This window comes from Streptomyces mexicanus, from assembly GCF_902506575.1.
In the GTDB taxonomy this organism is placed as follows: Bacteria; Actinomycetota; Actinomycetes; order Streptomycetales; family Streptomycetaceae; genus Streptomyces; species Streptomyces mexicanus.
In genome coordinates this window covers 1,989,793-2,011,603 of sequence record NZ_LR732544.1, presented here as the reverse complement: position 1 = coordinate 2,011,603, position 21,811 = coordinate 1,989,793, and the positions used below count along the sequence as shown (strand labels likewise).

At 71.6% G+C, this 21,811-nt stretch carries 25 protein-coding genes; 19 read left to right on the top strand and 6 right to left on the bottom strand.

What is annotated here, in order from left to right; translation table 11 throughout:
- Positions 1–29: 29 nt before the first annotated feature.
- On the bottom strand, positions 30–2,117 hold the full coding sequence (tkt, locus tag GV126_RS09045; protein WP_159664296.1) for a transketolase: 2,088 nt from the start codon (positions 2,115–2,117) through the stop codon (positions 30–32).
- 492 nt (positions 2,118–2,609) lie between these two features.
- Here tkt and GV126_RS09040 point away from each other — a divergent pair, with 492 nt between their 5' ends.
- The 3 genes from GV126_RS09040 to GV126_RS09030 all read left to right on the top strand — a co-directional run bounded on the left by GV126_RS09040 (position 2,610) and on the right by GV126_RS09030 (position 5,277).
- A complete protein-coding gene (locus GV126_RS09040) occupies positions 2,610–3,596 on the top strand; it encodes a heme o synthase (protein WP_382222391.1) in 987 nt (328 codons plus the stop codon).
- Positions 3,597–3,701: 105 nt separating this feature from the next.
- Positions 3,702–4,034, top strand: coding sequence for a hypothetical protein (locus tag GV126_RS09035; RefSeq protein WP_159664293.1), 333 nt, complete (start codon positions 3,702–3,704; stop codon positions 4,032–4,034).
- 136 nt (positions 4,035–4,170) lie between these two features.
- On the top strand, positions 4,171–5,277 hold the full coding sequence (locus GV126_RS09030) for an amidohydrolase family protein (protein WP_159664292.1): 1,107 nt from the start codon (positions 4,171–4,173) through the stop codon (positions 5,275–5,277).
- 22 nt (positions 5,278–5,299) lie between these two features.
- Here the strand turns inward: GV126_RS09030 and GV126_RS09025 are convergent, their stop codons facing one another.
- The 4 genes from GV126_RS09025 to GV126_RS09010 form a co-directional block, all read right to left on the bottom strand.
- Positions 5,300–6,310 (bottom strand): COX15/CtaA family protein, encoded by a 1,011-nt coding sequence (locus GV126_RS09025; protein WP_159664291.1) that lies wholly within the window; start codon positions 6,308–6,310, stop codon positions 5,300–5,302.
- Between the two features lie 70 nt (positions 6,311–6,380).
- Positions 6,381–7,097 (bottom strand): ABC transporter permease, encoded by a 717-nt coding sequence (locus GV126_RS09020; RefSeq protein ID WP_202035749.1) that lies wholly within the window; start codon positions 7,095–7,097, stop codon positions 6,381–6,383.
- 65 nt (positions 7,098–7,162) lie between these two features.
- Positions 7,163–8,086 carry an ABC transporter ATP-binding protein gene (locus tag GV126_RS09015; protein ID WP_159664289.1) on the bottom strand — a complete coding sequence of 308 codons (924 nt, stop codon included), beginning with the start codon at positions 8,084–8,086 and terminating at the stop codon, positions 7,163–7,165.
- 31 nt (positions 8,087–8,117) lie between these two features.
- Positions 8,118–9,005, bottom strand: a complete 888-nt coding sequence (locus GV126_RS09010) for an AAC(3) family N-acetyltransferase (RefSeq protein ID WP_159664288.1) — start codon at positions 9,003–9,005, stop codon at positions 8,118–8,120.
- Positions 9,006–9,164: 159 nt separating this feature from the next.
- Here GV126_RS09010 and GV126_RS09005 point away from each other — a divergent pair, with 159 nt between their 5' ends.
- The 12 genes from GV126_RS09005 to GV126_RS08950 all read left to right on the top strand — a co-directional run bounded on the left by GV126_RS09005 (position 9,165) and on the right by GV126_RS08950 (position 18,332).
- On the top strand, positions 9,165–9,926 hold the full coding sequence (locus GV126_RS09005) for a helix-turn-helix transcriptional regulator (RefSeq protein ID WP_159664287.1): 762 nt from the start codon (positions 9,165–9,167) through the stop codon (positions 9,924–9,926).
- Entirely contained in the window at positions 9,923–11,344 is a 1,422-nt protein-coding gene (sufB, locus tag GV126_RS09000; protein WP_028422652.1) for a Fe-S cluster assembly protein SufB, read from the top strand. Before GV126_RS09005 ends, sufB begins: the two co-directional genes overlap by 4 nt.
- Positions 11,345–11,430: 86 nt before the next feature.
- Positions 11,431–12,615, top strand: coding sequence for a Fe-S cluster assembly protein SufD (gene sufD, locus GV126_RS08995; protein WP_159664286.1), 1,185 nt, complete (start codon positions 11,431–11,433; stop codon positions 12,613–12,615).
- Positions 12,612–12,935, top strand: a complete 324-nt coding sequence (locus GV126_RS08990) for a non-heme iron oxygenase ferredoxin subunit (RefSeq protein WP_028422654.1) — start codon at positions 12,612–12,614, stop codon at positions 12,933–12,935. The genes sufD and GV126_RS08990 overlap by 4 nt, the downstream gene beginning before the upstream one ends.
- A gap of 7 nt (positions 12,936–12,942) precedes the next feature.
- Positions 12,943–13,707: a Fe-S cluster assembly ATPase SufC gene (sufC, locus tag GV126_RS08985; protein ID WP_159664284.1), complete on the top strand. Its 765-nt coding sequence runs from the start codon at positions 12,943–12,945 to the stop codon at positions 13,705–13,707.
- Positions 13,704–14,960: a cysteine desulfurase gene (locus GV126_RS08980; RefSeq protein WP_159664282.1), complete on the top strand. Its 1,257-nt coding sequence runs from the start codon at positions 13,704–13,706 to the stop codon at positions 14,958–14,960. The genes sufC and GV126_RS08980 overlap by 4 nt, the downstream gene beginning before the upstream one ends.
- An 11-nt stretch (positions 14,961–14,971) precedes the next feature.
- Positions 14,972–15,439 (top strand): Fe-S cluster assembly sulfur transfer protein SufU, encoded by a 468-nt coding sequence (gene sufU / locus GV126_RS08975; protein ID WP_028422657.1) that lies wholly within the window; start codon positions 14,972–14,974, stop codon positions 15,437–15,439.
- Positions 15,436–15,768 (top strand): metal-sulfur cluster assembly factor, encoded by a 333-nt coding sequence (locus GV126_RS08970; RefSeq protein WP_028422658.1) that lies wholly within the window; start codon positions 15,436–15,438, stop codon positions 15,766–15,768. The genes sufU and GV126_RS08970 overlap by 4 nt, the downstream gene beginning before the upstream one ends.
- 156 nt (positions 15,769–15,924) lie before the next feature.
- Positions 15,925–16,245 (top strand): DMT family transporter, encoded by a 321-nt coding sequence (locus tag GV126_RS08965; RefSeq protein ID WP_159664280.1) that lies wholly within the window; start codon positions 15,925–15,927, stop codon positions 16,243–16,245.
- Positions 16,245–16,877 carry a TetR/AcrR family transcriptional regulator gene (locus GV126_RS08960; RefSeq protein WP_159664278.1) on the top strand — a complete coding sequence of 211 codons (633 nt, stop codon included), beginning with the start codon at positions 16,245–16,247 and terminating at the stop codon, positions 16,875–16,877. The genes GV126_RS08965 and GV126_RS08960 overlap by 1 nt, the downstream gene beginning before the upstream one ends.
- A gap of 45 nt (positions 16,878–16,922) precedes the next feature.
- Positions 16,923–17,909 (top strand): 2,3,4,5-tetrahydropyridine-2,6-dicarboxylate N-succinyltransferase, encoded by a 987-nt coding sequence (gene dapD / locus GV126_RS08955; RefSeq protein ID WP_159664276.1) that lies wholly within the window; start codon positions 16,923–16,925, stop codon positions 17,907–17,909.
- Between the two features lie 174 nt (positions 17,910–18,083).
- A complete protein-coding gene (locus GV126_RS08950) occupies positions 18,084–18,332 on the top strand; it encodes an SCO4226 family nickel-binding protein (RefSeq protein ID WP_159664274.1) in 249 nt (82 codons plus the stop codon).
- A gap of 141 nt (positions 18,333–18,473) precedes the next feature.
- Here the strand turns inward: GV126_RS08950 and dapA are convergent, their stop codons facing one another.
- Positions 18,474–19,379: a 4-hydroxy-tetrahydrodipicolinate synthase gene (gene dapA / locus GV126_RS08945; RefSeq protein WP_159664272.1), complete on the bottom strand. Its 906-nt coding sequence runs from the start codon at positions 19,377–19,379 to the stop codon at positions 18,474–18,476.
- A 159-nt stretch (positions 19,380–19,538) separates the two neighbouring features.
- Between dapA and GV126_RS35695 the strand changes: the two genes are divergently transcribed.
- The 4 genes from GV126_RS35695 to GV126_RS08930 are packed head-to-tail and all read left to right on the top strand — an operon-like array spanning position 19,539 to position 21,490.
- A complete protein-coding gene (locus GV126_RS35695; protein WP_185947508.1) occupies positions 19,539–19,700 on the top strand; it encodes a hypothetical protein in 162 nt (53 codons plus the stop codon).
- Entirely contained in the window at positions 19,697–20,416 is a 720-nt protein-coding gene (locus tag GV126_RS08940) for a hypothetical protein (RefSeq protein WP_159664270.1), read from the top strand. Before GV126_RS35695 ends, GV126_RS08940 begins: the two co-directional genes overlap by 4 nt.
- Before the next feature lie 55 nt (positions 20,417–20,471).
- Positions 20,472–20,924 (top strand): phage holin family protein, encoded by a 453-nt coding sequence (locus tag GV126_RS08935; RefSeq protein ID WP_185947509.1) that lies wholly within the window; start codon positions 20,472–20,474, stop codon positions 20,922–20,924.
- On the top strand, positions 20,921–21,490 hold the full coding sequence (locus GV126_RS08930; protein ID WP_159664268.1) for a DUF3618 domain-containing protein: 570 nt from the start codon (positions 20,921–20,923) through the stop codon (positions 21,488–21,490). The genes GV126_RS08935 and GV126_RS08930 overlap by 4 nt, the downstream gene beginning before the upstream one ends.
- Positions 21,491–21,811: the final 321 nt, after the last annotated feature.

Below are 21,811 nucleotides of genomic sequence, written 5' to 3'. Positions count from 1 at the left end.
TTGCATCTCCTACGTGTCGTTTATGAGCGTCAGCGCTGGGCGGCGGCGATGGATTCCTTGGCCTTTGCGGCCACGTTCTCGGCGGTGAAGCCGAATTCCTTGAACAGCAGCTTGCCGTCGGCGGACGCACCGAAGTGCTCCAGGGAGACGATGCGACCGGCGTCCCCCACGTACTTGTGCCACGACAGGCCCACGCCCGCCTCGACCGCCACGCGCGCCCGCACGGCCGGAGGCAGCACGCTGTCCCGGTACCCCTGGTCCTGCTCCTCGAACCACTCGATGCAGGGCATGGACACCACACGGGTGGGAATGCCCTCGGCCTGCAGCTGCTCGCGCGCCTCGACGGCGACGTGCACCTCGGAGCCGGTGGCGATCAGGACGACCTGCGGCTCACCGCCCTCGGCCTCGAACAGGACGTAGCCGCCGCGGGCGGCGTCGTCGTTGGGCTCGTAGGTCGGCACGCCCTGACGGGTCAGGGCGAGACCGTGCGGCTGGCCCTTGCCGTACTCCTTGGTCCAGCGCGCGAGGATCTCCCGCCAGGCGATGGCGGTCTCGTTGGCGTCGGCCGGGCGGACCACGTTCAGGCCCGGGATGGCGCGCAGCGAGGCCAGGTGCTCCACCGGCTGGTGGGTGGGGCCGTCCTCGCCCAGGCCGATGGAGTCGTGCGTCCACACGTACGTCACCGGCAGGTGCATCAGGGCCGACAGGCGCACGGCGTTGCGCATGTAGTCGGAGAACACCAGGAAGGTGCCGCCGTAGACGCGGGTGTTGCCGTGCAGCGTGATGCCGTTCATCTCCGCGGCCATCGCGTGCTCGCGGATGCCGAAGTGGATGGTGCGGCCGTAGGGGCTGGCCTCGGGCAGCGGGTTGCCCTCCGGCAGGAACGACGACGTCTTGTCGATGGTGGTGTTGTTGGAGCCGGCGAGGTCGGCGGAGCCGCCCCACAGCTCGGGGATCACCTCGCCGAGCGCCTGGAGCACCTTGCCGGAGGCGGCGCGGGTCGCGACCGACTTGCCCGTCTCGAACACCGGGATCTTCTCGTCCCAGCCGGTGGGCAGCTCGCCCTTGGCGATCCGGTCGTACTCGGCGGCCCGCTCGGCGTTCGCCTCGCGCCAGGCCTGGAAGGACTTCTCCCACTCGGCCTTGGCCTGCCGGCCGCGCTCCAGTGCCTTACGGGTGTGCTCGATGACCTCGTCGGCGACCTCGAAGTGCTTCTCCGGGTCGAAGCCGAGGACCCGCTTGGTGGCCGCGACCTCGTCCTCGCCGAGGGCCGAACCGTGCGCGGCCTCGGTGTTCTGCGCGTTGGGGGCCGGCCAGGCGATGATCGAGCGCATCGCGATGAACGACGGCTTGTCGGTGACCTTCTTCGCCTCCTGGATCGCGGCGTAGATCGCCCGCGGGTCCAGGTCGCCGTTCTCCTGCGGCTCCACGCGCTGCACGTGCCAGCCGTAGGCCTCGTACCGCTTGACGGTGTCCTCGGAGACGGCGGTCTCGGTGTCGCCCTCGATCGAGATGTGGTTGTCGTCCCACAGCAGGATCAGGTTGCCCAGCTTCTGGTGCCCGGCCAGCGAGGACGCCTCCGCGGAGATGCCCTCCTGCAGGCAGCCGTCACCGGCGATGCAGTAGATGTAGTGGTCGAAGGGGGACTCGCCCGCCGGGGCCTCGGGGTCGAACAGGCCGCGCTCGTAGCGGGCGGCCATCGCCATGCCCACCGCGTTGGCCACGCCCTGGCCCAGCGGGCCGGTCGTGGTCTCCACGCCCTTGGTGTGGCCGTACTCCGGGTGACCGGGGGTCTTCGAACCCCAGGTGCGGAAGGACTTCAGGTCGTCCAGCTCCAGGCCGAAGCCCGCCAGGTACAGCTGGGTGTACAGGGTCAGGGAGGAGTGGCCGGCGGACAGCACGAAGCGGTCGCGCCCCACCCACTGCGGATCGGCCGGGTCGTGCCGCATCACCTTCTGGAACAAGGTGTAGGCGGCGGGCGCCAGGCTCATCGCCGTACCGGGATGGCCGTTGCCGACCTTCTGTACGGCGTCGGCGGCCAGGACACGCGCGGTGTCCACCGCACGCTGGTCCAGCTCGGTCCACTCGAGGTCTGTGGTGGTCGGCTTGGTGCTCACCCTGGGTCAGGGCTCCTCTCCACATGTCGGATGCCGGTGCACATGACCACGCACCGGCTGCCGGCGTTCTCGGCGTCGGCCGGCATTGCTGAGCCTACCCCCGTAAGGACGTGCATTTTTTCGAGCGATTCCAGACTGCCGGGACTTCTGGAAATCCGCCTCCCGACCCGCGCGTTCCGCATTCCGCACCTGAATACGCAGGCGCTCATTCGATCGCTCAATCGAGCTGTGTCGCGCCCGTCGGACAACTCTTCGCGCGGCGCTCCCGGTGACCTGCCCGCGCACTCCGGCGCGACGCGGCGCAGGCCCCCGCGCCGGGGAGCGGAGGGGGTGCGGCGGCCCCGGCGGAGGGGCCCCGCAGGCGGGTGCGGCCAACACGACACCACCCCCGCGAATGTCCGGGTCTGGGCAACGTCTACAGTGGCGTGGTACGCGCGAGCCTTTACCGTGAGTTCACGGGGGTGGGGGCTCGCTGGGATGTCTCTGTCAGGGGTGTGCGTGACGGCCGTCGAATCCCGTCCAACGGGTGGGGGCACCGCCCATGCCGTTCAGGCGATGGGGGAACTCGGTGCAGGCCAGAGCCCGAGCCACCGGCCGTTCGGGGCCCGTGTCAAGGCGTTCGTGGCACTGACCAAGCCGCGGATCATCGAGCTGCTGCTGATCACCACCGTTCCGGTGATGTTCCTGGCGCAGCAGGGTGTGCCCGACATGAAGCTGGTGCTGCTCACCTGCGTCGGCGGCTACCTGTCCGCGGGCGGCGCCAACGCCCTGAACATGTACATCGACCGCGACATCGACGCGCTGATGGACCGCACCTCGCAGCGGCCACTGGTCACCGGCATGGTCAGCCCACGCGAGTGCCTGGCCTTCGGCATCACGCTGGCGGTCGTCTCCACGCTGCTGTTCGGTTTCACCGTCAACTGGCTGTCGGCGTGGCTGTCGCTCGGCGCGCTGCTGTTCTACGTCGTCGTCTACACGATGATCCTCAAGCGGCGCACGTCGCAGAACATCGTGTGGGGCGGCATCGCCGGCTGCATGCCGGTGCTGATCGGCTGGTCCTCGGTCACGAACTCCATGTCCTGGGCGCCCGTCATCCTCTTCCTCGTCATGTTCTTCTGGACGCCGCCGCACTACTGGCCGCTGTCCATGAAGGTCAAGGACGACTACGCGCGCGTCGGCGTGCCGATGCTGCCGGTCATCGCCTCGAACAAGGTCGTCGCCAAGCAGATCGTGATCTACAGCTGGGTCATGGTCCTCGTCTCGCTGCTGCTGACGCCGCTCGGCTACACGGGCTGGTTCTACACGGTGGTGGCCCTGGCGGCCGGCGGCTTCTGGCTGTGGGAGGCGCACGCGCTGCAGAACCGGGCCAAGGCCGAGGTGACCGGCGCGAAGCTGAAGGAGATGCGCCTGTTCCACTGGTCCATCACCTACGTGTCGATCGTGTTCGTCGCGGTCGCGGTGGACCCGTTCCTGCGCTAGGTCACAGTCCCCTGAGGGACTCTCTCGCCGACGGGCGGGGTGTCGTGGTCAAGGCCACGCACCCCGCCCGTCGCCGTTTCGGCTACCCGTGGGTAGTCTCCAGGCATGGCAGACACGCAACAGGCTGACACCAAGGCCGAGCGGACGGCGGCCCGCCTCGCCCACCGCATCGGCTCCTTCTCCAAGGCCCACGGAGGGGCCGAGGGGCAGGTCGCGTACCTCGGGCAGCGCGGCGCCCGTATCGTCCTCGTCGGCGAGGACGGCGCCTGGGGTGACATCGTGGCCCCCAGCTACGCCGTCGCCGAGAAGGCCGTGGAGAGGTCCGGGATCACCGTCCACGAGGCGTTCGACGGCGAGCTGGCCGCGAAGGTCAAGACGGGCCGGTACGAGTGGTCCCGCATGGCGGGGATCCAGCTGGGCGGCCCGAGCAACCGCTGAGACGGGCCGGGCGGCGGAGGCGAGTCCCGGGCGGCCGGCGGAGCCCGCGCCGCGGAGGCGACGGCCGAGCAACACCTGACGGCCGGTTCACCCGTTAGGACCCATGGAGCAAGCGGTCCACCCACGGGAGCCCCGGATGATCGACACGCCGTCCCTCGTGGACCAGCACTGCCACGGCGTCCTGAGAACGGAGCTGGGCCTCGGCACCTTCGAGGCCCAGCTGGCCCGCACCGAGGGCCCGCCCGCGCCCGGCACCACCCTCTTCGACACGCAGACCGGTTTCGCCGTACGCCGCTGGTGCCCGCCGCTGCTCGGCCTGGAACCGCACTGCCCGCCCGCCCGCTACCTCGCCCGGCGCCGCGAACTGGGCGTCCTGGAGGCCGGCCGCAGGCTGCTGCGGGGCAGCGGCATCACCACCTACCTCGTGGACACGGGACTGCCCGGGGACCTCACCGGCCCGGGCGAGATGGCCTGCGCCGCGGACGCCGCCGCCCACGAGATCGTCCGCCTGGAACTCCTCGCCGAGCAGGTCGCGGACACCTCCGGCACCGTGGAGTCCTTCCTCGCCAACCTCGCCGAGGCCGTGCACGGCGCCGCCGCGCACGCGGTCGCCTTCACCTCCGTGGCGGGCCTGCGCCACGGCCTGGCGCTCGCACCCGAACCGCCCGGTCCCGGCCAGGTGCGCGGCGCCGCGGGCCGCTGGCTGGCGGCGCGGCGGGTCGGCGGGCAGCTGAGCGACCCGGTGCTGCTGCGGCACCTGCTGTGGAGCGCGGTCGCCTCCGGCCGGCCGCTGCAGCTGCACGCGGGGCTCGGCGAACCGGGCGTGCGCATCGACCGCACCGATCCGGTGCTCCTGACGGACTTCGTCCGGGCCACCGCGGGCCTGGGCACCGACCTGGTCCTGCTGCACGGCTACCCCTACCACCGGCACGCCGCCCACCTGGCCGGCGTCTTCCCGCACGTGTACGCCGACGCGGGCGCCGCCCTGGTGCGCACCGGGGCGCGGGCCGCCACGATCCTCGCGGAGGTCCTGGAGCTGGCCCCGTTCGGCAAGGTGCTCTTCTCCAGCGGGGCGCACGGCCTGCCCGAGCTGCACGTGGTGGCCGCCCGCCTGTTCCGCGAGGCGCTGGGCCGCGTGCTGGGCGCCTGGGTCGCCGAGGGCGCCTGGTCACCGGCGGACGCGCAGCGGGTGGCGGGGATGGTCGCGGCGGGCAACGCGCGGCGGGTGTACGGGCTGGAGTGACCCGCCGGAAGGTACGCCGGGGCTACGCCTTGGTGAGCGCGGCCTCGGCGGACTGCTCCGGCAGCTGAGCCGGTACCGTCTCCGGCCGCTCCCGCAGCGACAGCAGCACCCGCAGCACCCCGATCCACATCAGGCACGAGCCGAGCATGTGCAGGGCCACCAGGACCTCGGGGAGGTGGGTGAAGTACTGGATGTAGCCGATGGCGCCCTGCAACAGGAGCACGACGAACAGATCCCGCGTGCGGCTCAGCGGCCCCTTGGGCGCGTCCACGGCCTTGAGCACGAACCACAGCGCGAACGTCAGCGTCACCACGATCCAGGCGAGCACCGCGTGCAGCTTGGCCACCGTCTCCCAGTCGATCGGGATGCGGTAGACCTCCTTGGAGTCGCCCGCGTGCGGGCCGGCGCCGGTCACCACCGTGCCCACCCCGATCAGCAGCACGCTCGCCGCGACCAGGAACCACACCAGCTGCTGCACCGCCTTGCCGACGAGCGGACGCGGGGCGGCGTCGCCCTCGCGGGTGCGCTGCCACATGACCGTGGCCACCGCGATCAGCGCCGTGGACAGCAGGAAGTGCGCCGCGACCGTGTAGGGGTTCAGGCCGACGAGGACGACGACGCCGCCGAGCACCGCGTTGCCCATCACGATCCAGAACTGTGCCCAGCCCAGCCTCGTCAGGGAGCGCCGCCACGGCTTCTGCGACCGCGCGGCGATGATCGCCCAGCCGACGGCCGCGCACAGCACGTACGTCAGCATGCGGTTGCCGAACTCGATGACCCCGTGGAAGCCCATGGCCCGGGTGGTGGTCAGTGAGTCGTCGGTGCAGGTCGGCCAGGTCGGGCAGCCCAGACCCGAGCCGGTCAGGCGGACGGCGCCGCCGGTGACGACGATGACGACCGCCATCACGAGGGCGGCCAGCGCCGCCCGCTGGACGGTCCTCGGCTGCGGGGTCCAGCGTGCGGCGATGAAGGCGAGCGGGTTGCGCGCGGCGGATGCGGCGTCGGCGCGGGTCAGCTTTGGCACGCGTCCCATGGTAGGCGTCCGCTTGTGCACGCTTTCACGAGGGTCGCTCCGAGCCGTGTGCACGGGATGCCTCCGGGGCCTACTCCCAGCGGAAGAACTTCCCAGCGGCCGCCAGCCCCACGACCGCCCAGACGGCGAGGATCCCCATGTCGCCCCACGGCATCCCGGCGCCGTGCTGCAACACGTCCCGCAGCCCGTCGGACAGGGCCGAGATGGGCAGCAGGCCGAGCGCGTCCTGGGCGCCGGCGGGGAACTTGTCCAGCGGCACGACCACCCCGCCGCCGACCAGCAGCAGCAGGAAGACCAGGTTGGCGGCGGCCAGCGTGGCCTCCGCCTTCAGCGTCCCGGCCATGAGCAGGCCGAGCCCGGAGAAGGCGGCCGTGCCCAGCACCATCAGCAGCAGCACCGCGAACGGGTTGCCGTGCGGGGACCAGCCCAGCGCGAAGGCGATCACGGTCAGCAGGATCACCTGAAGGATCTCGGTGACCAGCACCGACGCCGTCTTGGCGGTCATCAGGCCCCAACGCGGCAGCGGCGAGGCGGCCAGCCGCTTCAGCACGCCGTAGCGGCGTTCGAAACCGGTGGCGATGGCCTGCCCGGTGAACGCCGTCGACATCACGGCCAGCGCCAGCACGCCGGGCGTGAGGAAGTCCACGGACCGGCCCGATCCGGTGTCGACGATGTCCACGGAGCTGAACAGCACCAGCAGCAGCGTCGGGATGACCACGGTGAGCAGCAGCTGTTCGCCGTTGCGCAGCAGCATCTTCGTCTCCAGCGCCGCCTGCGCCGCGATCATGCGGGGCAGCGGGGCCGCGCCGGGCTTCGGCGTGTAGGCGCCGGTGGGGATGGAGGTGGCGGTGGTCACGAGCGCAGCTCCTTGCCGGTCAGCTCCAGGAAGACGTCCTCCAGTGTGTGCCGCTCGACGGAGATCCGGTCGGGCATCACGCCGTGCTGCGCGCACCAGGACGTCACCGTGGCGAGCAGTTGCGGGTCGACCTTGCCGTTGACCCGGTAGGCGCCCGGTGTCAGCTCGGCGGCCGAGCAGTCGGCGGGCAGCGCCTTGAGCAGGGAGGCGACGTCCAGGCCGGGGCGGCCGGTGAAGCGCAGCGTGTTCTCGGCGCCGCCGCGGCACAGTTCCTCGGGGGAGCCCTGGGCGATGACCCGGCCGGCGTCGACGATGGCGACGTCGTCGGCGAGTTGTTCGGCCTCGTCCATGTGGTGCGTGGTGAGGATCACGGACACGCCGTCGGCGCGCAGGTCACGCACCAGGTCCCAGGTGGCCCGGCGGGCCTGCGGGTCGAGTCCGGCGGTCGGCTCGTCGAGGAAGACCAGCTCGGGCCGGCCGACCACGGCCATGGCGAGCGCGAGCCGCTGCTGCTGCCCGCCGGACAGCCGGCGGTAGCTGGTGCGCCCGCAGCTGCCCAGCCCCAGCCGTTCGATCAGGGCGTCCACGTCCAGCGGGTGGGCGTGCAGCTTGGCGATGTGCCGCAGCATCTCCTCGGCGCGCGCGCCGGAGTAGACGCCGCCGGACTGCAGCATGACCCCGATGCGGGGGCGCAGCTCGGCGGCCTGGGCGACGGGGTCGAGGCCCAGGACGCGCACCGTGCCGGAGTCCGGCTTCCGGTAGCCCTCGCAGGTCTCGACCGTGGTCGTCTTGCCGGCGCCGTTGGGGCCGAGGACGGCGGTGATGCCCGCCCGGGCCACCAGGTCGAGGCCGTCCACCGCGGTCTTCGTGCCGTACCGCTTCACCAGGGCCTGGACCTGGACCACGGGCTCACTGTGCATGGCATCAGAGTCTAGGGACGCGCCGGACCTTTCAGCCGTGGGGGTGGGTGATGTCCTCCCCGTGGACGTCCTCCGCGCGGACGTCCTCCGCCCGAACGGCCTCCCCATGGACGCCCGCCTCGTGGACGCCCTCCTCGCGGGGGCGGTGCACCGGCAGCCAGCGTTCGGCGTAGGCCACCGCGTCGGCCAGGGGGAACAGCCGGGCCGTGGCCGCCCCGACCGTGCCGCGCACGACCGGCCGGTCGCGTTCGAAGTCGTGTCCCAGCTCGTCGAAGCGGTCGGAGGTGATCGACACCTCGGTGACCACCTCCCAGCCGTGCGGCCCGGGCCGGCCCACGGCGACGCGCGGTGCGGGGATGCGGTATTCGGCCAGGTGGAAGCAGGTGCAGGAGGCGTATCCGGCGCCGAGCAGCAGCACCCGGGCGCCGGCGGCCTCCAGCCGGGCGAGCGGGCTGCGCTCGCCCAGGCGGCAGTCGGCGGCGTGCCCGTCCGTGATCTCGGCGGCGCGCGGCCCGATCGCCGCGAACGACGTCTGGGGATGCGCGCTGCGCCGGGCGCCCGGCCAGGTGCGCACGGTCTCGGGGATCACGCCGACCCCGCGGGTGGGCGTGATCCGCGGGTCGTACGCGGGCATCGTGGCCCGGATCTCCTCCCACCACTGCTCGGGCACCGGCGGGCTGCTCCACACCGCAGGGTCGGACAGGTCGCCGGACTGGGTGGGCACCACGAGGGTGCCGTCCGGGCCGAGGGCGTCCAGGAGTGCCTGGACGACCGCGACGGCCCCGCCGCACACCCAGCCGAGTGAGCTGAGGGAGGAGTGCACCAGGAGCAGCTCGCCGGGGCGGACGCCGAGGTCGCGCAGCCCCTCGGCGAGCGAGCGGCGGGTGACGAGTGGGCCGGTGGGAGAGGGTGCGGACATGGGTGGCAGTCTCGCCCATCGGGGCGCCGGACGGGGCTCTTTGATCGATCGGAGATCGTTTCCGCAGGTCACGTTAGGTATACCTAAGTGATGCAGGGCACCGTCCGGCCCGATGGAGGTCGCTTGTCAGGCTCCGCGGAATTACGCAACAATGGCGTTGTGAAAAACGTCGGCGAGGCTCGGGAGACCCCCACGGGGGCCCCTCAGGAGGAACTCGCGGCCGGGATGCGTTCGGACCGTTCCACACGCAACCGGGTCGCGCGCTCCATCCTGGACCACGGCCCGTCGACCGTCGCCGAGCTGGCCGAACGGCTGGGACTCACCCAGGCGGCCGTACGGCGTCATCTGGACGCCCTGGTCGCCGATGACGTGGTCGAGGCCCGCGAGCGCCGGGTGTACGGGGCGCGCACGCGCGGCCGGCCCGCCAAGGTCTTCGCGCTCACCGACTGCGGCCGGGACGCCTTCGACCAGTCCTACGACCAGCTGGCCGTGGACGCGCTGCGCTGGATCGCCGAGCGGGAGGGCGGCCGGGAGGCGGTCGCCGCCTTCGCCCGGGCCCGGCTCGCCGCCCAGGCGAGCGCGTACCGCGAGGCGATCGAGACGGCCGGTCCGGACCGGCGCACCGAAGCGCTGGCCAAGGCGCTGAGCGCGGACGGGTACGCTGCTACGGCGCGCAGCGCGCCCCTCCCGCAACAGGGTGAGCAGCTCTGCCAGCACCACTGCCCGGTCGCCCACGTCGCGGAACAGTTCCCGCAGCTGTGCGAGGCGGAGACGGAGGTCTTCGCCGAACTGCTGGGAACGCACGTCCAGCGGCTGGCGACCATCGCCCACGGCGACGGCGTCTGCACGACGTTCATCCCCAAGATTTCCAAGTCCAGCGACACCGCATCTGCTAGCACGGCCGGGAGGAACCCCGCATGACTCTCCCCACGGAGACTGCCCACCCCGAACTCGAGGGCCTGGGCAAGTACGAATACGGCTGGGCCGACCGGGACGTGGCCGGTGCGTCGGCGCGCCGCGGCCTGGACGAGGACGTCGTCCGGGACATCTCCGCCAAGAAGTCCGAGCCGGAGTGGATGACCAAGCTCCGCCTCAAGGGCCTGAGGCTCTTCGAGAAGAAGCCCATGCCGAACTGGGGCTCGGACCTGTCGGGGATCGACTTCGACAACATCAAGTACTTCGTGCGCTCCACGGAGAAGCAGGCGGAGTCCTGGGAGGACCTGCCCGAGGACATCAAGAACACGTACGACAAGCTCGGCATCCCCGAGGCGGAGAAGCAGCGCCTCGTCGCCGGTGTCGCGGCCCAGTACGAGTCGGAGGTCGTCTACCACCAGATCCGCGAGGACCTGGAGGAGCAGGGCGTCATCTTCCTCGACACCGACACCGCGCTCAAGGAGCACCCGGAGCTCTTCAAGGAGTACTTCGGCACGGTCATCCCGGCCGGTGACAACAAGTTCGCCGCGCTGAACACCGCCGTGTGGTCCGGCGGCTCCTTCATCTACGTGCCGCCGGGCGTCCACGTCGAGATCCCGCTGCAGGCCTACTTCCGCATCAACACGGAGAACATGGGCCAGTTCGAGCGGACCCTGATCATCGTCGACGAGGGTGCCTACGTGCACTACGTCGAGGGCTGCACCGCGCCGATCTACAAGTCGGACTCGCTGCACTCCGCGGTCGTCGAGATCATCGTCAAGAAGAACGCCCGCTGCCGTTACACGACCATCCAGAACTGGTCGAACAACGTCTACAACCTGGTCACCAAGCGCGCCGTGGCCTACGAGGGCGCGACCATGGAGTGGATCGACGGCAACATCGGCTCCAAGGTGACGATGAAGTACCCGGCCGTCTACCTGATGGGCGAGCACGCCAAGGGCGAGACGCTGTCCATCGCCTTCGCCGGCGAGGGCCAGCACCAGGACGCCGGCGCCAAGATGGTCCACATGGCGCCGAACACCTCGTCCAACATCGTCTCCAAGTCGGTCGCGCGCGGTGGTGGCCGTACCTCCTACCGCGGTCTGATCGAGATCGGCGAGGGCGCCGCCGGCTCCAAGTCCAACGTGCTGTGCGACGCGCTGCTGGTGGACACCATCTCCCGGTCGGACACCTACCCCTACGTCGACGTCCGCGAGGACGACGTGTCCATGGGCCACGAGGCCACCGTCTCCAAGGTCTCCGAGGACCAGCTCTTCTACCTGATGAGCCGCGGCCTGTCGGAGGACGAGGCGATGGCGATGATCGTGCGCGGCTTCGTCGAGCCGATCGCCAAGGAACTGCCCATGGAGTACGCGCTGGAGCTGAACCGGCTGATCGAGCTGCAGATGGAGGGCGCGGTCGGTTAATCCCCGGCCCGGGCCGGGGCACGACCCCGGCCCTCCCCGCCCCCGTCAAGCCCCATACGCAACGGAAAGCGAGCATTACGACAGCCATGGCTGAGGCCCAGAACATCCCCGTGGGATCCACCACCGCGGGCTCGATCGCGGTCGCCGCCGAGTCGACCGTCGCCACGCGCATGAGCGCGCCGCCGTCCTTCGACGTGGCGGACTTCCCCGTCCCGCACGGCCGTGAGGAGGAGTGGCGGTTCACCCCGCTCGAGCGCCTGCGCGGCCTGCACGACGGCACCGCCGTCGCCACCGGCCAGGGCGTGAAGGTCGTCGTCGAGGCGCCCGAGGGCGTCACCGTCGAGACCGTCGGCCGCGACGACGCCCGGCTCGGCAAGGCCGGCACGCCGGTCGACCGCGTCGCCGCCCAGGCGTACTCCGCCTTCGAGCAGGCGTCGGTCGTCACCGTGCCGAAGGAGACCGTGCTGAGCGAGCCGATCCGCATCGCGGTGCACGGCGAGGGCGGCACCGCCTTCGGCCACCAGGTCGTCGAGGTGGGCGCGTTCGCCGAGGCCGTCGTCGTCATCGACCACACCGGTGACGCGGTGCTCGCCGCGAACGTCGACTACGTCCTCGGTGACGGCGCCAAGCTGACCGTCGTCTCCGTCCAGGACTGGGACGACAAGGCCGTCCACGTCGCCCAGCACAACGCGCTGGTCGGCCGCGACGCCTCCTTCAAGTCCGTGGTCGTCACCTTCGGCGGCGACCTGGTCCGGCTGCACCCGCGGGTCACCTACGCCGGCCCCGGCGGCGAGGTGGAGATGTACGGGCTGTACTTCACCGACGCCGGCCAGCACCAGGAGCACCGCCTCTTCGTCGACCACGGCGCCCCGCACTGCAAGTCGAACGTCGCCTACAAGGGCGCGCTCCAGGGCGACGACGCGCACGCGGTGTGGATCGGTGACGTGCTCATCGAGGCCAAGGCCGAGGGCACGGACACCTATGAGATGAACCGGAACCTGGTGCTCACCGACGGCGCCCGGGTCGACTCCGTGCCGAACCTGGAGATCGAGACGGGCGAGATCGTCGGCGCCGGCCACGCCTCCGCCACCGGCCGCTTCGACGACGAGCAGCTGTTCTACCTGATGGCCCGCGGCATCCCGGAGCACGAGGCCCGCCGCCTGGTGGTCCGCGGCTTCTTCGCCGAGCTGGTCCAGCAGATCGGCGTGAAGGACATCGAGGAGCGCCTGCTCGCCAAGATCGAGGAGGAGCTGGAGGCGTCGGTCGCATGAGCAACGCCTTCGTACGCGTCTGCGGGCTGAGCGAGCTGGAGGACGACACCCCCAAGCGGGTGGAGATCGACGGCACGCCCGTTTCCGTGGTGCGCACCGAGGGCGAGGTGTTCGCCATCCACGACATCTGCTCGCACGCGAACGTCTCGCTGTCGGAGGGCGAGGTCGACGACTGCCACATCGAGTGCTGGCTGCACGGCTCGCGCTTCGACCTCCGTTCCGGAAAGCCCGACGCACTTCCGGCGACGCGTCCCGTCCCCGTTTACCCCGTAAAGATCGAAGGGGACGACGTGCTCGTCTCCCTCTCCCAGGAGTCCTGAGGCACCCATGGCAACGCTTGAAATCCGAGACCTGCACGTCACCGTCGAGGCCGACAACGCCACGAAGGAGATCCTCAAGGGCGTCGACCTGACCGTGAAGCAGGGCGAGACGCACGCCATCATGGGCCCCAACGGCTCGGGCAAGTCGACCCTCGCCTACTCGCTCGCCGGTCACCCCAAGTACACGATCACCGGCGGCACCGTCACCCTCGACGGCGAGGACGTCCTGGAGATGTCCGTCGACGAGCGCGCCCGCGCGGGCCTGTTCCTGGCGATGCAGTACCCGGTGGAGGTCCCCGGCGTCTCCGTCTCCAACTTCCTGCGCACCTCCGCCACCGCCATCCGCGGCGAGGCCCCCAAGCTGCGCACCTGGGTGAAGGAGGTCAAGGAGACCATGGAGCGTCTCCACATGGACCCCTCCTTCGCCGAGCGCAACGTCAACGAGGGCTTCTCCGGCGGTGAGAAGAAGCGCCACGAGATCCTCCAGCTGGAGCTGCTCAAGCCGAAGATCGCGATCCTGGACGAGACGGACTCCGGTCTGGACGTCGACGCGCTGCGGATCGTCTCCGAGGGCGTCAACCGTGTCCGCGAGACCGGCGCGGTCGGCACCCTGCTGATCACGCACTACACGCGCATCCTGCGCTACATCAAGCCCGACCACGTCCACGTCTTCGCCGGCGGCCGCATCGTCGAGTCCGGCGGCCCCGAGCTGGCGGACAAGCTGGAGAACGAGGGCTACGAGGCGTACACGAAGGGTGGCGCATCCGAGTGACAGAGCTGCCGGGCCTCCTCGACACCGAGGCGATCCGCAAGGACTTCCCCATCCTGGACCGCCTGGTCCACGACGGGCGCAAGCTCGTGTACCTGGACAACGCGGCGACCTCGCAGACCCCGCGCCAGGTGCTCGACGTGCTCTCCGAGTACTACGAACAGCACAACGCCAACGTCCACCGCGGGGTACACGTGCTCGCCGAGGAGGCCACGGCGCTGTACGAGGGCGCGCGCGACAAGGTCGCCGCGTTCATCAACGCGCCCAGCCGCGACGAGGTGGTCTTCACCAAGAACGCCTCGGAGTCGCTGAATCTCGTGGCGAACATGCTGGGCTGGGCGGACGAGCCCTACCGGGTGGACTCCGACACCGAGATCGTCATCACGGAGATGGAGCACCACTCCAACATCGTGCCCTGGCAGCTGCTGGCGCAGCGCACGGGCGCGAAGCTGAAGTGGTTCGGCCTGACCGAGGACGGCCGCCTGGACCTGTCGAACATCGACGAGGTCATCACGGAGAAGACGAAGATCGTCTCCTTCGTGCTGGTGTCCAACATCCTCGGCACCGTCAACCCGGTCGAGGCGATCGTGCGCCGCGCCCAGGAGGTGGGCGCCCTGGTGTGCGTCGACGCCTCCCAGGCCGCGCCGCACATGCCGCTGGACGTGCAGGCGCTGCAGGCCGACTTCGTGGCCTTCACCGGCCACAAGATGTGCGGCCCGACCGGCATCGGCGTGCTGTGGGGCCGCCAGGAACTGCTGGAGGACCTGCCTCCGTTCCTCGGCGGCGGCGAGATGATCGAGACGGTGTCGATGCACTCCTCGACGTACGCGCCGGCGCCGCACAAGTTCGAGGCGGGCACCCCGCCGATCGCGCAGGCCGTCGGCCTGGGCGCGGCGATCGACTACCTGAACTCCATCGGCATGGACAAGGTCCTCGCCCACGAGCACGCGCTCACCGAGTACGCGGTGAAGCGGCTCGCCCAGGTCCCCGACCTGCGGATCATCGGCCCCACCACGGCCGAGGACCGCGGCGCGGCGATCTCCTTCACGCTCGGTGACATCCACCCGCACGACGTGGGTCAGGTCCTCGACGAGCAGGGCATCGCGGTCCGGGTCGGCCACCACTGCGCCCGCCCCGTCTGCCTGCGGTACGGAATTCCTGCGACCACGCGAGCGTCGTTCTATCTGTACTCCACGCCGGCGGAGATCGACGCCCTGGTCGACGGCCTGGAGCACGTACGGAACTTCTTCGGATGAGGGGCTGAGGCGTGAAGCTGGACTCCATGTACCAGGACGTCATCCTGGACCACTACAAGAACCCGCACGGTCGGGGCTTGCGGGACGGCGACGCCGAGGTGCACCACGTGAACCCGACGTGCGGCGACGAGATCACGCTTCGCGTCAAGTACGACGGCACGACGATCGAGGACGTCAGCTACGAGGGCCAGGGCTGTTCCATCAGCCAGGCATCGGCCTCCGTGCTCAACGACCTCCTGGTCGGCAAGGAGCTGGCCGAGGCGCAGAAGATCCAGGAGACCTTCCTGGAGCTGATGCAGTCCAAGGGCCGGATCGAACCCGACGACGCGATGGAGGACGTGCTGGAGGACGCGGTCGCCTTCGCCGGCGTCTCCAAGTACCCCGCGCGGGTCAAGTGCGCCCTGCTGAGCTGGATGGCGTGGAAGGACGCGACGGCCCAGGCGCTGGGCGGCGCCGAAGCCGAAAGGAAGACGGCATGACCGACACCGCTGAGATGAAGCCGGTCTCGGAGGAGGAACTCCGCGAGGCCCTGATGGACGTCGTCGACCCCGAGCTGGGCATCGACGTCGTCAACCTCGGCCTGATCTACGGCATCCACATCGACGACTCCAACGTGGCCACCGTCGACATGACCCTGACCTCGGCGGCGTGCCCGCTGACCGACGTCATCGAGGACCAGGCCCGGTCCGCGACCGAGGGCATCGTCAACGAGCTGCGCATCAACTGGGTCTGGATGCCGCCGTGGGGCCCCGACAAGATCACCGACGACGGCCGCGAGCAGCTGCGCGCGCTCGGGTTCAACGTCTGAGATCGACGTCCGAGACCGACGAGAAGACGGCGGGATCCGTTCGGGATCCCGCCGTCTTCCTGTGTCCGCACCCGCCCGCGCCGGTCCGCACCGCACGGTCGTGTACGGCCGCACGGTTGTGTACGGCCGTACACAACGGCCGGTACGCTCCCCGGCATGGGATACGTGATGCTCGCCGGCGCCATCGCCGCGGAAGTCGCCGCCACCACCGCGATGAAGTACAGCGAGGGCTTCAGCCGGCTCGGGCCGTCGCTGGTGACCCTCCTCGGCTATGTGCTGTCCTTCCTGCTGCTGGCCCAGACCCTGAAGTCGGTGTCCATCGGCACGGCCTACGCCATCTGGTCCGGCATCGGCACCGCGGCCGTCGCCGCGCTCGGCCTGCTCCTGTTCGGCGAGGGCCTCGACGCGGCCAAGATCGCCGGGATCGTGCTGATCATCGGCGGCGTGGTGGTGCTGAACCTCGGCGGAGCGCACTGATGCCCCGCCGCTACGACCCCGAGCGCCGGCAGCGGATCATCGACGCGGCGATCCGCGTGGTGGGCCGCAAGGGCATCGCCGGTCTGAGCCACCGCACGGTGGCGGCCGAGGCGGACGTCCCGCTGGGCTCCACGACGTACCACTTCGCCACCCTGGACGACCTGCTGGTCTCCGCCCTGCGCCAGGCCAGTGAGGGCTTCGCCAAGGTGATCGCCGCCCGCGGCGGGCTGAGCGATCCGGGTGCCGACCTCGCCGGGGAACTGGCGGGCCTGATGGGGGAGTGGCTGGCGGGCGACCGCACCGGGGTGGAACTGGAGTACGAGCTGTATCTCGCCGCCCTGCGCCGCCCCGCCCTGCGCCCGGTGGCCGCCGAGTGGGCCGACGACCTGGCCGCGCTGCTCGCCCGCCGCACCGACCCGGTCACCGCCCGCGCGCTGGTGGCGCTGATGGACGGCATCTGTCTACAGGCGCTGCTCACGGGCACGCCGTACGACGAGGCGTACGCGCGCGAGGTGCTGGCGCGGGTCATCGGCCGCCCCGCCGTCGCGCCCGGATCGCCCCCTGGCGCCGCGCCTGGATCACCTGCCGGCCCCGGGCCCCGACCGGCCCCTGACGCCGCGCCCGGCAGGTGAGACGCGGTTCGCCCTCACGACCCCGCTCACGTTAGGTTTTGTCCCATGACCGAGTCTGCTACCCGCACCACCGGCGCCGTGGCCGCCGGACTTGCCACGATCGCCTCCGACGGCACCGTTCTCGACACCTGGTTCCCCGCGCCCGAGCTGACGGACCAGCCCGGACCGGCCGGTACCGAGCGGCTGTCCGCCGAGCAGGCCGCGCAGCTGCTGGGCGGCGGCGCGACGGCGGCCATCGGCCCGGACGCCCGCCGGGGCGTGGAGGTGGTAGCGGTCCGCACGGTCATCGCCTCGCTGGACGAGAAGCCGATCGACGCCCACGACGTCTACCTGCGCCTGCACCTGCTCTCGCACCGCCTGGTCAAGCCGCACGGCCAGTCCCTGGACGGCATCTTCGGTCACCTCGCCAACGTCGCCTGGACCTCGCTCGGCCCGGTCGCCGTGGACGACATCGAGAAGGTGCGCCTGAACGCCCGCGCCGAGGGCCTGCACCTGCAGGTCACCTCGATCGACAAGTTCCCCCGCATGACGGACTACGTCGTCCCCAAGGGCGTGCGCATCGCCGACGCCGACCGGGTCCGCCTGGGCGCCCACCTCGCCGAGGGCACCACGGTCATGCACGAAGGCTTCGTCAACTTCAACGCGGGCACCCTCGGCACCTCCATGGTCGAGGGCCGCATCTCCGCCGGCGTCGTGATCGGCGACGGCTCGGACATCGGCGGCGGCGCCTCCACCATGGGTACCCTCTCCGGCGGCGGCAATGTGATCATCTCCATCGGCGAGCGCTGCCTGATCGGTGCCGAGGCGGGCGTGGGCATCGCGCTCGGCGACGAGTGCGTGGTCGAGGCCGGCCTGTACGTCACCGCGGGCACCCGTGTGACCCTGCCCGACGGCCAGATCGTCAAGGCCCGCGAGCTGAACGGCGCCTCCAACATCCTCTTCCGCCGCAACTCGGTCACCGGCGCGGTCGAGGCCCGCCCGAACAACGCGGTCTGGGGCGGCCTGAACGAGATCCTGCACAGCCACAACTGACCCCGCGGCCCCGGCCGGTCACCGAGGCGGTCGCCTCCGCCGCCTCGCGGACCGGCCCGGCCCCTGGTCGCCCGCACGGCCGTGCGGGCCCAGGATGGAGAGGACAGAGCAGGGCGAGCCGGCCCGGCGCCGTTCGGACGCCGGGACACGGCAGCCGGAAGGAGGCGTGCTCCCATGCCCCGGTTCATGGACGTCCATCACGGGATGCAGGGCATCACGGCCGACCAGTTGCACCAGGCGCACGAGGCCGATCTCGCCGTCGAGAAGGAGGAAGGCGTCCACTTCGAGCAGGCCTGGGCGGACCCGGAGTCCGGGATCGTCTACTGCCTCTCCGAGGCGCCCTCGGCCGAAGCGGTGCGGCGCGTCCACGAACGCGCCGGGCACCGCCCCGACGAGATCCACCCGATCCCCTTCACCGCCTGACCGCCTGACCGCCTGACCGCCCGCGAGCCCGAGCGTCCGAGCGGCCTCCGGCCCGAGGTACACGCGGGCCGGAGGCGGGTGCGCCGCTGTGCTCCGTCCGCTCGGCCGCAGGGCGGCCGCCGTCACGATCGTCTCCGACGCTCACCCCGCGGTCAGCCGCGCGTACGCGGCCAGCAGAGCGTCGACCGCGGCCGGGGCGGCCGGCCGCAGGGGCGCGCGGACCGGGCCCGCCGGAAGCCCGAGGGCGCCGAGCAGGCCCTTGACGGTGACCGTGCCGGGCAGTCCCGCATGCAGCGTCAACTCGATGAGTTCGGTGGCCTGTTGCTGGAGCCGGGCGGCCCGGGCGGTGTCGCCCGCGTCGAACGCCTCCAGCACGGCGCGCAGGTGACGCGGGACCGCGTTCGCCACCGTGCTGACGTAGCCGGTGCCGCCCACCGCGTACAGCGCGAGGTTGTGTTCGTCGCTGCCGGCGTAGACGGCCAACTGGCTGTGTGCCAGCACCTTCTGGATGCCGAGCAGATCACCGGAGCAGTCCTTCACCGCAACGATGCCGGGGTGCTCGGCGAGCCGGAGCAGGGTGTCGGGTTCGATGCGGGTGCCGGTGCGGGCGGGGATGTCGTAGAGCACGACGGGCAGGGGGCTTGCGTCCGCGACGGCGCGGAAGTGCGCCTCGACCGCGTCCTGCGGCGGCTTGCTGTAGTACGGCGTCACCACCAGCACGGCGTCGGCCCCCGCCTTGTGGGCCGCGCGGGCGAGTTCCACGGTGTGCCGGGTGTCAGAGGTGCCCACGCCCGCGATGATCGAGGCCCGCTCGCCGACCGCCTCGCGCACCGCCCGGATCAACGCCGCCTTCTCGGCGTCCGTCGTGGTCGGCGACTCGCCCGTCGTGCCGTTGAGCACCAGGCCGTCACATCCCTCGGCCACCAGGCGGGCGGCGAGGTGCTGGGCGCCCGGCAGGTCCGGCGCGTCCGAGGCGGCGGTGAACGGCGTGATCATGGCGCACAGGGCACGGCCCAGGAGTGGTGCAGGTGTGACCGGTGATGTCATGCCGACAGTGTCGCCACCACCTTCCTACAGCTCCACTTAATTCTCCTGCGCTGTACGGGAAAGCTTTGCTTCACGATCGCGCTCTGCCCTGTGGGCAAACCCGCCCGGATGGGTCACCATGGTTCAGGAGGTCACCGACCGGCAGCTCATGGAGGCGTCATGAAGCTCGGCAAGGCACTGGCCACCGGAGTCGCGCAGGAGCAGCAGCCGCGGCTCACCCCCGAGGAGGTCGAGCACCCCGACCGCGAGCGCGTCGAGGGCACCCTCGCACCGCGGGCCGCCGCGTCCGAAGAACCCGAAGAGGTCCCGGCCGCCCGATGAGGCTGCGGCTGCCGACGGAACGCCCGACGGAGCCGCCGACCGGCTACAAGATCGCCCACCCGGTGCTGTCCCAGGACGGCACCTGGGCAGGCTTCACCGGAGTGTCGCTCGGCGGTGCGCTGCCCTACGGCGTCGTCGCGGACGCGGCCTGCGTGTACGGCCGCCGCCACCGCCCGCCCGCCCGGCTGTGCGACTGCGGCTTCCACTGCGTGCACGAGCGCACCGCCGCCGAGGCCCTGCTGTGCACCGCCGAGCACCGCACCGCCGTGCTCCTGGAGGTCTCGGTCCTCGGCGCCTACATCCGCTTCGAGCGCGGCTTCCGTTACGCCCGCCAGCGGGTGCGCACCATGACCGTCGGCCCCTGCGCGTGCGGGGCGCCCGCCGTCGCCCTGGCCGACGCCGGCTGGGGGCGGCCCGGCGTACGGGCGCTGACCGGTGTGTGCGCGGGCTGTGTGCGCGGCCGTACCTCCGTCACGCTCGCGGGGTTCGCCCGGCTGGCCGGGAACGGGCTGCGGGTCCTCGCCGAGGGCGGGGCGGGCGGTGCCGTCGACGTGGCCGGGGCGCCCGGTGAGCCCGCCGGAGCGGGCGGGCCCGACGGGCTCGGTGTGCCCGAACTCGTCGCGGAGGCCGCTTTGTTGCAGGCGAGGCTCGACTGGTTCCAGACCCAGCTGGCCCGGCTCGGCGAGCGCGGGGCGGGCGGCACGGGGCACGGGTAACGCGGCCCCGCCCGGGGTACCCGGGGTGTTCCGGACCGAGAGGAGGCGGGACACCGTGACCGGGACCATCGACGCCAGAACTGTGCACGACGAGCGCCGCTCGGTGAACGGACACCCGACGGGCCAGCGCTCGGTGGGCGACCTCGTTCACCAGGCCACCGAACAGCTCTCCCTGCTGGTACGGCAGGAAGTGGCCCTCGCCAAGGAGGAACTGTCGGCGAAGGGCCGGCGCGCGGGACGCGGCGGCGGACTGCTGGGCGCCGCGGGCGCCTTCGGCTACGTCGGCCTGTTCGCGCTCGCCGGAGCGGCCGGCGCGGCCCTCTCACTGGTGCTGCCCGTATGGGCGGCGGCGCTGGTCGTGGCCGGTGTGCTGTTCCTGATCGCCGGAGCGCTGGCCCTGACCGGCCGGGCCCAGTTGCGGCGGATCGGACCGCCCACACCGCAGCGGACGATCGGCAGCGTCCGGGCGGATGTCGAGGAGATCAAGGAAAGGGCGCACCACCGATGACGGACAGGACCCAGGGGGCGGACGGCGGTGCCGCGCGCGCCGTCGGCGCGAAAGGCCCCGACGAGTTGCGGCTGCAGATCGAGCGGACCCGGCGCCAACTCGGTGACACGGTCGAGGAACTGGCCGCGAAGGCCGACGTGAAGGGCCGTGCCCGGGCGCGCGCGACCGATCTGCGCGACAAGGCCGGCGCGATGACGGTCCAGTTGCGCAGCACCGCCGCGCAGGCCGGGCACCGCGCACAGGAGAAGGTCAGCCACGCCGGGCACCGCGCGCAGGAGAAGGCGAGCCGGGTGGGCCACCGGGCGCAGGACGGCGCCGGGCAGGTCGGCCGGCGCACCCAGGAGAAGGCCGGGCAGACCCGGCAGCAGGTGCGGGAGACGGCCGGCCAGGCAGGAGACCGGGTGCAGCGGACGGCCGGCCGCGCGGGGCGCTCGGTGGCGCGGCCCGTCAGCGACGCCGTGCAGGCCTGCCGCAGTCACCCGCGCACGGTGATGATCGCGGGTGCGGCGGGCGCGGCGCTGGTGACCCTCGCGCTGCTGGCCCGCCGACGCACCAGGTGCCCGTGACCGGCCGCGCGTGAGCACACCACGTGACCACCGCGCGTGACCGCCGCCGGTGACCGACTGCTCAGGGCACCATCGTGAGGAGCCGGTCCACGGCAGGCGCCGCGAGCCACCTGAAGGCCGCCCCACCGTACGGCTGGGGCGGCCTTTCCCGTGTCCCGCCCACCCGCTCACCTCGGGCCACCGCGCCCCCCGGACCGTCCACCGCGGCCCTCTGGCGGCCCCTCGGGCCGCTCAGCCCCTCGGTCCCTCGGACCACTTGACCTCAAGCGAAGTCGAGGTCACAGGGTGGTCGGTGTCCGCACGCACCGCCCTCGCCGAGAC